Here is a 13,583-nt window from a genome sequence, read left to right on the forward strand (position 1 = left end):
GGTCTCTTCCCTCTTCCCCGGCTGCAGATGCTGAGCGCATACTAGTTTGTTAGAAGGTATTACTAATCGGCGCGAGCGTTCACCTACGGTCCCTGCCACGCCAGTAGGGACTCCTGCTCGCTCGGACCGGGTTCATGACACGGCATCACCGACGGAGTGGGAAGCCCGTGCCGCTCCGCGGCAAGAGAGGACGCGATGAACTACCAGCCAGAGCCGGCGGACAAGTTCAGCTTCGGCCTGTGGACCGTGGGATGGCAGGGGCGGGACCCCTTCGGCGAGGCGACGAGGACGCCGCTCGAACCGTCCGAGGCGGTACGGCGGCTCTCCGGCCTCGGGGCCTGGGGCGTCACCTTCCACGACGACGACCTCATCCCCTTTGGCGCGACGGAGGCCGAACGCGACGGCTGCATCAAGAGATTCAGGCAGGCGCTCGACGCGACCGGCATGGTCGTCCCCATGGCGACCACCAACCTCTTCGGGCACCCCGTCTTCAAGGACGGCGGATTCACCTCCAACGACCGCGGTGTGCGCCGCTTCGCGCTCCGCAAGACGATGCGCAACATCGACCTGGCGGCCGAGCTCGGCGCGCAGACCTACGTCGCCTGGGGCGGCAGGGAGGGCGCCGAGTCCGGAGGGGCGAAGGACGTGCGTCTCGCGCTCGACCGCATGAAGGAGGCGTTCGACTTCCTCGCCGACCACGTCGTGGAGCAGGGGTACGACCTCCGGTTCGCGATCGAGCCGAAGCCCAACGAGCCGCGGGGCGACATCCTGCTGCCGACCGTGGGCCACGCCCTCGCCTTCATCGACCGGCTGGAGCGGCCCGAACTCTTCGGCGTCAACCCGGAGGTGGGCCACGAGCAGATGGCCGGCCTCAACTTCCCGCACGGGATCGCCCAGGCGCTCTGGTCCGGCAAACTCTTCCACCTCGACCTCAACGGGCAGACAGGCGTCAAGTACGACCAGGACCTGCGCTTCGGCGCGGGGGACGTGCGGTCCGCCTTCTGGCTCGTCGACCTGCTGGAACGAGGCGGCTACCAGGGGCCGAGGCACTTCGACTTCAAGCCCCCGCGCACCGAGGACTACGACGGCGTCTGGGACTCCGCCGCCGGGTGCATGCGCAACTACCTCATCCTGCGGGAGCGCGCTGCGGCCTTCCGCGCCGATGCGCGCGTCCGGGAGGCGCTGCACGCCGCGGGCCTGGAAGAGCTGGCCCAACCCACCCTGGCGGAGGGCGAGACGCCGGCCGCGCTCCTCGCCGACCGCTCGGCCTACGAGGAGTTCGACGTCGACCGGGCGGCGGCGCGCGGCATGGCCTTCGAACGCCTCGACCAGCTCGCCATGGACCATCTCCTCGGCGTCTGACCCCCACCACGGCGACCGCCCGGCTCCGGGCGGCACGGGCCGCGCCGACGAGGTGGCCCGCGCCGTCCGGGACCGCGTCCTCACGGCGCCTCCAGCAGCGGGGGCGCGTCGCCGAGCGGGCTGCGTGCGGAGTCGAGGGCGGCCGGAAGACCGCACTTGGAGAAGAGCCGGGTGTCGAAGAACGCGGCAACGTGTACCACTCGCCCCTTACGGAGGGTCAGCACCTGAAGATGGAAGGGGCGGTAGAAACCGTCGGCATGGAGCCGGTAGAGGCCGAAGGCCGGCTGGCCGTTGGCCGAGGTCGGCACCATCGCGCCCTCGTCGGGACCGAGCGGGCATTGGGCGGCGATGAGCCGGAAGAGCTGCTCCCGCCCGCACACCCACTCGGGGAACGGCGGCATCTCCCAGACGACCTCCTCCTGGAAGAGGTCGGCGATCGCCCTGACGTCGGCCTTCTCGAAAGCGGCGGCATACCGCTCCAGACGTGAGCGCAGGCACGGGTCCGTGGGCTCGGAGAGCTCCTCCTCCACCGGGGCGACATCCTGGAGTTGGGCTCTCGCCCGCTGGAGGGCGCTGTTGACCGCGGCGGTGCTGGTGGCGAGGAGCTCGGCGACCTCGCCGGCGCGCCATTTGAGGACGTCGCAGAGGAGCAGCACGGCGCGCTGCCTCGCCGGAAGGTGCTGGAGCGCGGCGACGAGCGCGAGCCGCATGCTGGCGCGCCCCACGGCCACGGAGGCGGGATCGCCCGCGGGCGCCTGCCCGAAGAGGGCGTCGGGCGCCGGTTCGAGCCAGGGCACCTCTGCCGACTCGGCGACGGGGCGCTCCGGGTCCTCGACGGGGGCGCCGAGGCCCGTGGGCATCGGGCGCCTGCCGCGCTGTTCTATGGCGGTGAGGCAGGCGTTGGTCGCGATGCGGTAGAGCCAGGTGCGCAGCGAGGAGCGACCTTCGAAACGGTCGCCTGCGCGCCATGCACGGAGGTAGGTGTCCTGGACGAGGTCCTCGGCGTCGTGGACCGAACCGAGCATCCGGTAGCAGTACGCGAGGAGTTCGCCGCGGAAGGGCCTCGCCTGCTCCAGGAGCTCCTCGCGCGCCGCCGTCCCGTGCGCCGCTGCCTTCACCGTCTCCGCCATCGTTTCGCCTTCCGATCGGACCGTCGGAGACAAGTGTGGTGCCCACCACTGACAACGGGCGGGTCCGGCGGAGCGGAAGCCAACCCTCCGCTCCGCCGGGGCCTTTCGGCCGCCTGCGTTTACCGCACGGCCGCCGCCTGGACGCACTGCACGTCCAGCTCGATCCGGATCGTGGCGCCGACGACGGCGATGCCCGCTTCCAGCATCTTGCGCCAGTTGAGCGTGAAGTCCTCCCGATGCAGCTCGGTGGAGGCGGCGCAGGCCGTGCGCAACTCCCCCTCCATGCCGGTTCCGACGCCGAGGTAGCGCGTGTCGAGCTGCACGTTGCGGCTGACGCCGTGGAGGTTGAGGACGCCCTGCACGGTCCACCGCGCGCCGCCGCGGTGCACGAACCGCTCGCTGGCGAAGTGCAGGTACGGGTAATTGGCGGCGTCGAGGAAGTCCGACGAGCGCAGGTGGTTGTCGCGCGCGGGGACGTTGGTGTCGATACTGGCGGCCTCGATGCCGACCTCCATGAACGACTGCTGCGGGTCGGGACCGACGAGGACCCGACCCTCGAAGGCGTTGAACCGCCCGTGCACCTCGGCGAGCCCGATGTGGCGGGCGATGAAGCGCACAGAGGTGTGCGCAGGGTCGATCCGCCACTCGCCGGGCTGCGGCAGTCGCGGAGCGGGCGTGACGTCCATGGTGGCGGGTGGGAGCGTGGTTCGCTCGTCCTGCTCGACGCGGACCGAGGTGCGGAGCGGTCTGAACCCTTCCGCCGCTACGGAGAGTTGGTACGAGCCCGGTGGCAGCGTCGCGGTGAAGATGCCGTTGGGGTCGGTCCGCCCGCGCATCGCCTCTCTGCCGTCGGACCCGGTCAGCTTGGTGCGGGCGCCGGGGAGCGGGAGGCCGACCGGGTCCTGCACGAAGAGGTCCAGCGCACCGCAGCCGTGCGGGAGCGTGGCGAGCGCCCGGGGTGCGGTGCGACGGGAGCGACGGGTGGGGAGGAAACGCAGTGCCATACGCCCCATGTTGCCAGTTGCACCGCACAGGTGAACGATCGGGAGGTCCGTCCGGCCTGACCACACACGCCCTCTTGCAGCCCGTGTGCGTCGGGTGTCACAGAATCGCCACTTCCTCGTCACGCGGCGAAGTGCACCGGATGCAGGGAAGGTTGGGTGCGCGACGCCGTGAGTTCCCCTGCGGCGCCGACCAGTTGGTGTGTGCCTCCCGAGCCCGCGTCGCGCGGGGCTTCCCGACGGCCTTGCGTACGCCCGGGGTTGACCCAGGGTGTGCGTACAGGTGGTGAGGGCCGCATGACACAGTGGTGGCATGACGATGCCGCCTCCACCGCCCACTCCACCTCCCGGACCTCCCGGTCCGCAGGGCCCGCCACCGGGTGCGTACGGCTCTCCGGGGCCACCGCCGCCCGGACCGCCCGGCGGAGGCTTCGGCCCGCCGGGCTCCGGCGGGTTCGGACCACCCGGGAGCGGCTCCGGCTGGCCGCCGCCCCCGCCGCCCGGCGGAGGGGGCGGCAAGGGCAAGGTGGTCGCGGCGATCGCGGCGGCGGCTGTCGTGGTCGTCGCGCTGGTGGTCGCAGGTGTCGTCGTACTCTCCGGAGGCGGAGACGACGACAAGGCCGACGACAAGCCGAGCCCCACGGTGTCGGAGAGCTCCACCCCGCCCGAGGAGCTTCCCTCGGACGACCCGGCCGACGACCCGTTGGACGATCCCGCGACCGAGTTCCCCGAGGACGAGCCGTCCGACGAGCCGAGCAGCGACCCCAGCAACGTCCCGCTGCCGTCGTGGCTGCTCCAGGAGGGCGACTGCTTTGACCTCCCCGACGACGACACCGGCGGCAAGGTCCTGATGCGCGAGTGCGACGAGTCGCACTACGGCGAGGTCGTCAAGCGCGTGAAGATCGAAGGGAATTACGACACCGACTCCGAGGTGCGCAAGAAGGCGTCCTCGCTCTGTGAGAAGCCACTGCGCGACAAGGGCAACAAGCAGGACCCGGGGAAGGTGAGCCGCACCCTCGTGAGCTACCCGAAGGCGGCCGGCGTCGACTCCGGGATCAACTACGTCACGTGCAGCCTCACCGCCGCCGAGGGCAAGAAGCTGAAGGAGCCGCTCCGCTAGGGGCGTTGACGGCCCGAGCCGTCGATGCCCCGGCGAGACAGAGGGATTCGTACCCGCGGCACGGGAAACCTCCCGTGCCGCGGCTTTTTTGACGCTCATTCATGGGTGTTTTCTCCCGACGCTACACGTGTAGAAATCTTGGAAACGTGGGATCGATCCCGCTAGGCGCTCCGAGGTGATCCGTCGCGGGCGCCGTCCCAACGGGCGGCACTGCACTGCGGGTTCGTCGGGTCCGTCGCGCTCGCCGGGTCAGCAACGGCGGCGTGCGGCCCCGGATTGGCATGAACATGTCTTCGCTTCGTCGGCGCTGCACGGCACCAGACCGCCTCCTCCAACCCCCCACCGGAGGTCCCATGAAGTGCTGCAGACTGGCCGCCACCCTCTCCACGGTGGCCGCCCTCCTCGGCCTCTCCCTCGCGGGAGCGGCCTCGGCCCAGGCGCAGTCCGCGGCGACCGGCTACGTCGCCCTCGGCGACTCCTACTCCTCAGGGGTCGGCGCCGGCGACTACGACTCGGGGAGCGGCGACTGCAAGCGCAGCGCCAACGCCTACCCGCAGTTGTGGAACGCGGCCAACTCGCCCTCCTCGTTCGACTTCACCGCCTGCTCGGGGGCGGTGACGACGGACGTCATCAACGACCAACTGGGCCCGCTCGACGACTCCACCGGGCTCGTCACGATCAGCATCGGCGGCAACGACGCCGGCTTCGCCGACGCCATGACCACCTGCGTGACCTCCGGCGAGAGCGCCTGCATCGAACGCCTCCAGGAGGCGAGGGACTACATCAACGGCACGCTGCCCGAAAAGCTCGACGCCGTCTACGACGCCATCAGCAGCAAGGCGCCCTCGGCGGACGTCGTCGTCCTCGGCTACCCGCGGATGTACCAGCTCGACGGGGACTGCGCCGTCGGCATCAGTGAGAAGTCCCGCGCCGCCGTCAACGACGCCTCGGACGACCTCAGCGACGTCGTCTCCGGCCGCGCCGGGGCGCACGGCTTCCAGTACGGCGACGTGCGTCCCAACTTCACCGGCCACGAGATCTGTTCGGGAGACGAGTGGCTGCACAGCGTCGCCGTGCCGATCGGTGACTCGTACCACCCGACGGCCGCCGGCCAGTCCGGGGGCTACCTCCCCGCGCTGGAGGCGCACGCCTGACGGGCGCGCTCCGGTTCCGATCGGCGCACGGGGCGACCGGAGCCGGTCACGGGGACGCGGGACGCCGTGGGTTGCACAACGCGCCCGCGGCGTCCCTGCGTTCGACAGCCCGCTGTCAGCCGAGCCGTGCCGCGTCCTCCGCCTCCGCGGCGGCGACCGCGTACGCCGACGCGCACTCGTGCTCCGGTCCCCCCGCGGGCCACCAGCCCCCGTCTGCCCGGCGGTAGGGCCACCAGCGCCCGTCCGGCGCGAGCCGCAGTTGCACCGACGTCCATGTCCAGCGGTTCTCCTCGACCGATTCGGGTTCGGGCGTCGCCTCCGCTTCCAACCGGGCTCGCACGGAGGCGAGTTGCTCGGCGTCCGGTCGCCAGGGCCGCTCCAGTACGGCGAGTCCGGCGGCGCCCCCCGACCGCCACGCCGCCACCGCCGCCGCCAGCTCTCGCGCGGTGCGACCGCTGCCGGCCGCGAGGCGCCGGGTGACCTCCGGGCGCGTGCACGCGGCCGCGAGCCGTACCGCATCGACGTCGGCCGTGGGGTCGGCCGGGAGGGGCTCCGAGGCGTGGCCCGGCGCAAGGGCCGCGGCGAGCGCCTGGTGTGCACGCCTCGCCGCCGCGTTGAGCACGTCCGCGAGCGCCTCCGTGTCGAGCTCGTGCGCCGGCGCCCCCTCCAGGAGCGGCACCTCACCGGGAGCGTCGGGGAGCGCAGGCGGAGCGGGGAGCGGCGGCACCACAGCGCCGAGCGCGAACACCTCCTGTGCAGGGACGCCTTGGGGCGCGGCAGCGGGGGAGGGGGCGGCTGCGGCGCGGCGGTGGAGTTCCTCCAGGAGCGTGCGCCTGCTGCGGCCGCGGAGCAGGAGCAGCGCGAAGGGGTCCTGGTCGAGGAGCCTCGCCGTCTGATAGCTGAGCGCAGCCGTGTGCGCGCAGTGGTCCCAGGCGCCGCAGGCGCACTCCGGCTCGAGATCGCCCACCCCCGGGAGGAGTTCGACGCCGGCGCTCTCCGCGTCCTCCACGAGGCGGGGCGGCATCTCGCCGTCGAGGAGTGCGGCGAGGTGGCCGCCTTCGGCGGTGAGGACGTCGCAGAGCCGGTCCCACTCGGCCGTGTCGAGCTCGCGCAGCAGGACGTCGGCGCGGTGGGCCGAGCGATCGGTGCCGTGCACCACCGCGGTGATCCGTCCCGAGCGGATCGAGACCGCCCCCACCGCGCCGGCCCTGGCGACCCGCTTGCCTCGCTTGAGCTGTTCCGTGTCGAGCGCCGTCTGCTCCAGCGCCTTCAGCCAGCGCAGCCCCCACCACGTGGTGGCGAACCCGCGACCACGCGCCGGCGGCAGCGGGGCGAAGACGGACTCGCGCTCCTCCTCGGTGCCTTCCGGCGCATCGGCGAACTCGTCCCCTGCTGCGGGGCTTTCGTCTCCCCGTCCGGATGCTGCGTGCGTCATCGCTCCTCCTGCCTCAAGGCGACCAGCTCGGCGAGTTCCGCGTCGGTGAGTTCGGTGAGGGCCGAGGCGCCTCCGCCGAGCACGGCCTCCGCGAGCGCGCGTTTGCGGCGCAGCAGCCGGTCGATGCGGTCCTCCACGGTGCCCTCGGCGATGAGCCGGTGCACCTGGACCGTGCGGTGTTGGCCGATGCGGTGTGCCCGGTCGGTCGCCTGCTCCTCGACGGCGGGGTTCCACCACCGGTCGTAATGGACGACGTGGCCGGCCCGCGTCAGGTTCAGACCCGTGCCCGCCGCCTTCAGCGAGAGGAGGAAGACGGGGAAGGCGCCGTCCTGGAACGAGCGCACCATCTCCTCCCTGTGCTGCACCGAAGTACCGCCGTGCAGCAGGCGGTTGGGTACGCCCCGCCGGTGCAGGTGGCGTTCGAGGAGCCGCGCCATCTGCACGTACTGCGTGAAGACGAGGACGCCCGCCCCTTCGGCGATCAGGGTGTCGAGGAGTTCGTCGAGGAGCTCCAGCTTCCCCGAGCGGCCTGCGAGTTCGGCGTCGTCCTGCTTGAGGTACTGCGCCGGATGGTTGCAGACCTGCTTGAGCGACGTCAGCAGCCCGACGACGTGGCCGCGCCGCGCGAGCCCGCCGGAGTCCGCCACCTGCGCCAGCCCTTCGCGGACCACCGCCTCGTAGAGGCCCGCCTGTTCGTCGGTGAGCGCGACGGTTCGGTCGGTCTCCGTCTTCGGTGGAAGCTCGGGCGCGATCCCCGGGTCGGTCTTGCGCCGGCGCAGGAGGAACGGGCCGACGAGGCGGCCCAACCGCTCGGCCGCGGCCGGATCGCCGCCCGCCTCCACGGCGTCGGCGAAGCGGCGCCTGAAGGTCCCCAGGCGGCCCAGTACCGAGGGGCAGGCCCAGTCGAGGATGGCCCACAGCTCGGTGAGGTTGTTCTCCACCGGTGTCCCCGTCAGCGCCACCCGCGCCTGTGCGGGGAGGGTGCGGATCGCCTTCGCGGTGGCGGAGGACGGGTTTTTGATGTGCTGCGCCTCGTCGGCGACGACCAGGCCCCAGTCGACGCCCGCGAGTTGCTCGGCGTCCCGCAGGAGCGTGCCGTAGGTGGTGAGGACGAAGCCTGCGGCGTCCTCGAGCGCCCGCGAGGCGCCGTGGTGGCGGCGGACCGGTGCACCGGGGGCGAAACGGGCGATCTCCCGCTGCCAGTTGGCCAGGAGCGAGGCCGGGCAGACCACGAGGGTGGGGCCGCTGGTCGCGGGGTCCTGCTGCCGGTGCAGGTGGAGGGCGACGAGCTGGATCGTCTTGCCGAGCCCCATGTCGTCGGCGAGGCAGCAGCCGAGACCGAGTCCCGTCATCCTGGAAAGCCAGCCGTAGCCGCGGAGTTGGTAGTCGCGCAAGGTGGCGGCGAGTGCGGGCGGGGGAGGGGGAGGGCCTTCGCCGTCGCCGTGCTCCGGGTCGGCGAGCAGGCGCCGCAGTCGCTCCAGCGGACCTGCGGCCTCGACGGCGTACTCCTCGCCTCCGACCTCCGCCGTGCCGCTGAGCAGTGCGCCGAGCGCCTGCGGTGGGGTGAAGGAACGGGAGCCGCGCTCCGTGCGGCGCCTCGCCTCCTCCGCCCGCTGCGGATCGACGAGCACCCAGGTGTCCCGCAGCCGCACCAGCGGACGGTCGGCCTCGGCGAGCCGATCCAGCTCGCTTCGGCTCAACTCCCGCCCGCCCACGGCGAACCGCCACCCGAAGGAGAGCAGCGCCTCGGCCGACAGCAGCCCGCTTCCCGGGCTGCCACCGCCCGCACCCTCCGCTTCCGCGCGGCCGACGACGGCGCTCACCTCCAGCGAGTGCGGCAGCTCCCGTGGCCACTCCACGCGCACTCCGGCCGCCGCGAGCCCGCGCGCGGTCGCCGGGTCGAGGAGCTGCACGAGCTCGTCCTCGCCGAGCTCGACGAAGTCCGGGACAGCCTCTCGCAGGAGCGGTCCGAGTGCGTCCCAGGCCCTCGCGGCCCGACGCAGCGACAGCAGCACCGTCTCGCGGGTCCCCGGTCCGAACGCGCCGGGCGAGGCGTCGCCCTTCCACACCGACGGGGCGTCCGCCTCCACGCCGGGTTCCGTCCTGCTGCACAGCCGCACCGTGCACCGGAGGCGTGGCGCGGCCGCGGCGTCGTCGAGTCCCTCCGCTTCCAGTCGGAGGACGACGTCGACGCCGCCTTCCCGCCCGGCGGCGACCGACTCGGCCCAGCCGCGCAGGTGCGGTACGTGCTGTGGCTCGGGTGCCGTGAACGCGGGGTCGCCGGCGGCGAGCCGGGCGGCCGGGGTGCGGGGGAGGGTGTCGGCGACGGCGCCGAGGAAGGTGCGGAGCGCCTCCTCGGGCGAGGTGACGCGCAGCGGGTCGCTGCCGGGAAGGGGGAGTGCGTGCGCGGTCGGCGGCATCAGCGCGGTGAGTTCGTCGAGGCGCGCGGTGGGGAGCGGCGCGAAGCGCCAGACGTCCCGTCCGGCGGCGTCGACGTGCGGCAGCAGCCTTCCCTGCGCGGCGAGTTCGAGCGCGACGAGCGCGGCCGCTCCCCAGAAGCCGGCGCCGGCGGTGCCGCCGGCGGCGCGGGCGCGGGTGAGGACGGGAAGCGCGCGGTCGAGGGGGAGGAGCAGCGCCGGGACCGCGGTGGTGCGTACGGTGCCGTGCTCGTCGGGGAGGGCGACAGCAAGGGGAGCGGCGTCGGGGCCCACCGGATCGCCGCCGGGGTGCCAGAAGGCCATGCGCGCAGTGCGCGGAGGGTCTCCCTCCGGCGCGGGGACCACGACGGCGGCGGCGTCGAGCAGGCGCGAGGAGCCGAGGAGTCCGGAAGCAGGGGCAGGAGCAGGGGCGTGCGGCGCGGCCGGTGGCTGGTCCACTGTCGTAGTCCACTCCTCAAGTTTGACTAGCCTGGCGTGGGCGGCTGACCGTACCCCATCGACGAGTCGAAGCCCAACGCTTCTCGAGGGAACGCTTCGGGGGCGGATCGCGTTCAATGGAGCAGGGGGAAGTGCGCCCCCTGAGGAGGGAGAAAGATGACCAACCGAGGCAAGATCGCCCTCGGCGGCGTCGCCGTCGGGCTCCTGCTGTGGTGGCTCACCTCGTTCTGGATCGCGCTGCTGGTGATCGTCGGCGTTCCCGCCGTCGCCTACCTCGCGCTCGATCCCTCGCAGCGCAAGCGGCTGCGGCGAGTGAGCCGTAAGGAACTCGGCAGGTAGGCGTGCGGAGCGAGCAGGGCGAAGCAACCGGTAAGCGGCTCAGGAACCTGCCGCGCGTCGTGCGCCTGGCGCACGCCGCGCTCCCCGTGGACGCTCTCGACAACGGCCGCAACAAGTGGGCGGACTGGACGCCTTGGCGCCTCATGCTCGGGCTCGCCGTCCTCCTCGGCGGTGTGCTCGCGCTCCTCGACCCCGAGGGGCAGATGGCGTGGTGGATGCGGGGCCTCGGCGCCGCGGCGACGGTCGTCGCTCTTCTCTGGTTCGGAGCGCTCGCGCAGGGTTACCGGCAGATCAAGAGCGCGGCTGCGGCCGGACCGGAGGAGGAGCGGCTCTCGCCCACGGCCTAGAGGGCGGGACGCAGCGCCAGGCCGTCCAGGCCGGCGAGCAGCTCGGGCAGGGCCGTCCCGCGGCCGACGGGTAGGACCTCGCCCGGCTCCTCGTCGAGGAGGACGAACGCGATGTCGTCGGTGCGTGCGACCATGCTCCAGCCCGGGCCGTCGGCGCGCAGGGTGCGTGCCTCGCCGGAGGCGAACGCCGAGCGGACGCGACCGGGTGGGGGCGGCGCCTCCAGGTAGCCGCGCGCCTCGCCCAGCACTTCCCCGAGCCGCCCCCCGGGGCCGTCGCCCTCGGCGGCGAACTCCACGCTGTCTTCCACCTCCTCGCGCCACTCCGCCCAGCGGAGCGCTATCTCGTCGGCGCCCAGCCGGCGTTGGGGCGCGCCCCAGGTGTCGGTGTCCGGCGGAGCGAGCGCTTCCTCGGCGTCCTCGGGGTCGTGCGGAGCCGGCATGCCGGGGGCCGCGACGGCGACGTCGAGCGGCCAGCCCGGCAGCACGGCGGTGACGACCTCCTCGCGCGGTGAGAGGTCGTACTCCATGCCGCAGTCCCAGGCCGCGACGGCGCAGGCGACGTCCGTCACGTCCTCGGTCGCCACCGTCCAGCGCGCTCCGTCGCCGTCCTGGGCGAGGATGAGGCCGTAGCCCTCCGCGTACGGTTCGAGCCCCAGGCGTCCGCAGGCGGCCGGGTAGTCGTCGCCGAGGACGCTCGGGAACTGCGCGGGGGTGAGCATCAGCGCAGTGAGTACGTAGAGGGGTTCCTCCTCGGTCGCTTCCACCGCACTCCCTTTCCGCACGAGGCTCAGGACGGTGCGCCGCGGCGTCCTGCCGCCGCACGCCGTCGATCAACGGAACGTGCCCCACGCAGCGGCCCGTCCGCCAAGGCACCTTAGCGGCAAGGCGGTTGGGCCGACAGCCTGCCGGCGTCACGAGGACCCCGCCCCAAGTGCGGGAACTCCCGGTAACGGCGCCGGGGGCAGCGCGTCGGGAAACCAGGTGACGGGCTCGGCTCGACGTGCTAAGCCTGCGCCATGGAAGACCTCTTCACCGACCGCCTGCAGCTCCATCCCCTCAGCCGCACCGAGGCGGAGCAGCTATTGGCCGGGGTCCCCTCCGCCCTCTGGCACCCCGAGTACCCCACGACGGGGGACGTCATCGCCGCCCGCCGCCTTCTGCTCGATGTCGAACCCCCGGAGCGCTGGGCCCCGTTCGGCACCTACGAAGTCCGCCTGCGCGCGGACGGGCGGGCCGTCGGAGGCGCCGGCTTCCACCGGCCGCCCGACGCGCAGGGGCGCGTCACCATCGGTTACGGGCTCGTCTCCGCCGTCCGCGGCAACGGTTACGCGACGGAGGCACTGCGGGCGCTCATCGCGCTCGCGCAAAGGTGCGGCGCGACGGCCGTGGAGGGCGACGCCGACCTGGCGAACGTGGCGTCGCAGCACGTGATGCTCCGCGCCGGGATGAGCGACGTGGGCGCCGACGAAACGGTGCGCTACTTCCGGATCGTCTTCGCCGAGGGAGCGGCAGGGCCGGGAGCCGCCGACGCCGCGTGACGCGGTGCGCTCACCCGTCCCGGACGGCGAGCGCGAGGTAGCGGTCGTCCTCGTCCGTGTACGAGCGCAGGCGCCAGCCGGCGGCCGCGAGCAGGGGGCGCAGGCGGTGCTCGGCGCGGAGGTCGTCGCCGTCGAGCCGGTGGCCCTTGCGGGCGGCGAGTGCGGCGCGGCCCACCGGGTGGAAGAGGGCGAGCCTCGCTCCCGGGCGTGCGACGCGGGCGAGTTCGCGCAGATCGTCCTCGGGCGCGTGCAGGTGCGAGAGGAGCCCGGCCGCGAGGACGGCGTCGAACGTCCCGTCGCGGAGGGGAGTCGGGAGACGTCGGCCTCCACCAGTGCGCCGTGTGCGGCGCGGTCGGAGGCGACGGTGAGCATCTCGGGCGTCAGGTCGACGCCGACGACGGTGCCCTCGGGACCGACGGCGGCGCGCAGCAGCGGCAGTGCCCTGCCGGTTCCGCAGCCGGCGTCGAGTGTCGAGTCGCCGGTGGTGAGGGCGAGTTCGGCTACGGCTGCGGCATAGGCCGGGCCGTCGTCGGGAAACCTCGCCTCCCAGCGTGCGGCGCGTGCGGCGAAGAACGTGCGGACCGACTCCCGGTCGGGACGTGTGCGCTGCGTCATGATCGTTATCTTCCCGGACGAACTCGGTGTGCGCCAGGGGCGGTTGGTATATGTCCGTGTCCAAGTCCGTGCGGACAGTAAGCGAACTCCTAGCACTCCGATGGTTGCCCACAGTGCGCTCGTGGGTAAGGGTGGCTCGTCAGTTGCCGCGGAGAAGGGGGCCTCGGGGATGGCGCTGAACACGGGACTCGACTGGCTGCTCGACGATCTGACGCAGCGGGTCTCCTCGGTACGCCATGTGCTGGTGCTCTCCAACGACGGGCTGGTGACAGGCAGCAGCCAGACCTTGGAACGGCAGGACGCCGAGCACCTCGCCGCCGTCTCCTCCGGCCTGCACAGCCTCGCCAAGGGGTCGGGCCGGCACTTCGAGGCCGGCAGGGTGCGCCAGACGATGATCGAGTTCGAGGAGGGCGTCCTCTTCGTCACCTCGGCCGGCGAGGGCAGTTGCCTCTGCGTGCTCACGGGGCCGGGTGCCGATCTCGGGCACGTGGCGTACGAGATGACCCTCCTCGTCAACCGCGTGGGTGAGCACCTCGGTGTGGGCGCGCGCCAGGAGTGACGCGCGGGTCGTGTCCGGGCGTCCGCGTCCGAGCGCTACCGGTGTGCACGCTGGGCGCCTCGGAGGCGCTGAGCAGGACGTTCCCTCCTGTTGTCCGTGACCGGACG

Annotated in this window: 12 protein-coding genes and 1 pseudogene; 7 read left to right on the top strand and 6 right to left on the bottom strand. The window is 72.8% G+C overall.

The genetic code is table 11. From position 1 onward, the window contains the following. Positions 1-195 precede the first annotated feature (195 nt). Positions 196-1,362: a xylose isomerase gene (xylA, locus tag F603_RS0102775; RefSeq protein ID WP_019544490.1), complete on the top strand. Its 1,167-nt coding sequence runs from the start codon at positions 196-198 to the stop codon at positions 1,360-1,362. A gap of 80 nt (positions 1,363-1,442) precedes the next feature. Here xylA and F603_RS0102780 read toward each other — a convergent pair whose 3' ends face one another. Next, positions 1,443-2,492, bottom strand: coding sequence for a sigma-70 family RNA polymerase sigma factor (locus F603_RS0102780; protein WP_019544491.1), 1,050 nt, complete (start codon positions 2,490-2,492; stop codon positions 1,443-1,445). A 119-nt stretch (positions 2,493-2,611) separates the two neighbouring features. After that, complete coding sequence (locus F603_RS0102785; RefSeq protein WP_019544492.1) at positions 2,612-3,496, bottom strand: YceI family protein; 885 nt, start codon at positions 3,494-3,496, stop codon at positions 2,612-2,614. Positions 3,497-4,019: 523 nt separating this feature from the next. Here F603_RS0102785 and F603_RS0102790 point away from each other — a divergent pair. Continuing rightward, complete coding sequence (locus F603_RS0102790) at positions 4,020-4,613, top strand: hypothetical protein (RefSeq protein ID WP_016905709.1); 594 nt, start codon at positions 4,020-4,022, stop codon at positions 4,611-4,613. Between the two features lie 353 nt (positions 4,614-4,966). Beyond that, positions 4,967-5,767: an SGNH/GDSL hydrolase family protein gene (locus tag F603_RS0102795; protein ID WP_019544493.1), complete on the top strand. Its 801-nt coding sequence runs from the start codon at positions 4,967-4,969 to the stop codon at positions 5,765-5,767. A 115-nt stretch (positions 5,768-5,882) separates the two neighbouring features. On the opposite strand, the gene F603_RS0102800 is transcribed toward F603_RS0102795, so the two are convergent. Both F603_RS0102800 and F603_RS0102805 read right to left on the bottom strand, forming a co-directional pair. Further along, a complete protein-coding gene (locus F603_RS0102800) occupies positions 5,883-7,202 on the bottom strand; it encodes an SWIM zinc finger family protein (RefSeq protein ID WP_019544494.1) in 1,320 nt (439 codons plus the stop codon). Then, a complete protein-coding gene (locus F603_RS0102805) occupies positions 7,199-10,078 on the bottom strand; it encodes a DEAD/DEAH box helicase (RefSeq protein ID WP_019544495.1) in 2,880 nt (959 codons plus the stop codon). The genes F603_RS0102800 and F603_RS0102805 overlap by 4 nt, the downstream gene beginning before the upstream one ends. 156 nt (positions 10,079-10,234) lie before the next feature. Between F603_RS0102805 and F603_RS0102810 the strand changes: the two genes are divergently transcribed. Further along, on the top strand, positions 10,235-10,417 hold the full coding sequence (locus F603_RS0102810; RefSeq protein ID WP_016905713.1) for a hypothetical protein: 183 nt from the start codon (positions 10,235-10,237) through the stop codon (positions 10,415-10,417). A gap of 2 nt (positions 10,418-10,419) precedes the next feature. After that, the gene (locus tag F603_RS0102815) at positions 10,420-10,764 is read left to right on the top strand and encodes a hypothetical protein (RefSeq protein ID WP_019544496.1); all 345 of its coding nucleotides are present in this window, start codon (positions 10,420-10,422) and stop codon (positions 10,762-10,764) included. Here the strand turns inward: F603_RS0102815 and F603_RS0102820 are convergent. Further along, positions 10,761-11,528 (bottom strand): hypothetical protein, encoded by a 768-nt coding sequence (locus tag F603_RS0102820; RefSeq protein ID WP_019544497.1) that lies wholly within the window; start codon positions 11,526-11,528, stop codon positions 10,761-10,763. The genes F603_RS0102815 and F603_RS0102820 overlap by 4 nt on opposite strands. 252 nt (positions 11,529-11,780) lie before the next feature. Here F603_RS0102820 and F603_RS0102825 point away from each other — a divergent pair, with 252 nt between their 5' ends. Next, the gene (locus F603_RS0102825) at positions 11,781-12,302 is read left to right on the top strand and encodes a GNAT family N-acetyltransferase (protein WP_019544498.1); all 522 of its coding nucleotides are present in this window, start codon (positions 11,781-11,783) and stop codon (positions 12,300-12,302) included. 10 nt (positions 12,303-12,312) lie between these two features. Here the strand turns inward: F603_RS0102825 and F603_RS31465 are convergent. Further along, positions 12,313-12,917: pseudogene (locus F603_RS31465) on the bottom strand (class I SAM-dependent methyltransferase). A 169-nt stretch (positions 12,918-13,086) separates the two neighbouring features. Here F603_RS31465 and F603_RS0102840 point away from each other — a divergent pair. Then, entirely contained in the window at positions 13,087-13,476 is a 390-nt protein-coding gene (locus tag F603_RS0102840; RefSeq protein ID WP_016905718.1) for a roadblock/LC7 domain-containing protein, read from the top strand. Positions 13,477-13,583 lie beyond the last annotated feature (107 nt).

The sequence above is a fragment of the Streptomyces sulphureus DSM 40104 genome, from assembly GCF_000381025.1.
GTDB classification, from domain to species: domain Bacteria; phylum Actinomycetota; class Actinomycetes; order Streptomycetales; family Streptomycetaceae; genus Streptomyces; species Streptomyces sulphureus.

What these genes read in the sequence shown, in the direction of transcription:
- F603_RS0102825 (WP_019544498.1), top strand. Translation starts at nt 11,781, where the DNA reads ATGGAAGACCTCTTCACCGACCGCCTGCAGCTCCATCCCCTCAGCCGC.
- xylA (WP_019544490.1), top strand. Translation starts at nt 196, where the DNA reads ATGAACTACCAGCCAGAGCCGGCGGACAAGTTCAGCTTCGGCCTGTGG.
- F603_RS0102780 (WP_019544491.1), bottom strand. Translation starts at nt 2,492, where the DNA reads ATGGCGGAGACGGTGAAGGCAGCGGCGCACGGGACGGCGGCGCGCGAG.
- F603_RS0102785 (WP_019544492.1), bottom strand. Translation starts at nt 3,496, where the DNA reads ATGGCACTGCGTTTCCTCCCCACCCGTCGCTCCCGTCGCACCGCACCC.
- F603_RS0102795 (WP_019544493.1), top strand. Translation starts at nt 4,967, where the DNA reads ATGAAGTGCTGCAGACTGGCCGCCACCCTCTCCACGGTGGCCGCCCTC.
- F603_RS0102800 (WP_019544494.1), bottom strand. Translation starts at nt 7,202, where the DNA reads ATGACGCACGCAGCATCCGGACGGGGAGACGAAAGCCCCGCAGCAGGG.
- F603_RS0102810 (WP_016905713.1), top strand. Translation starts at nt 10,235, where the DNA reads ATGACCAACCGAGGCAAGATCGCCCTCGGCGGCGTCGCCGTCGGGCTC.
- F603_RS0102840 (WP_016905718.1), top strand. Translation starts at nt 13,087, where the DNA reads ATGGCGCTGAACACGGGACTCGACTGGCTGCTCGACGATCTGACGCAG.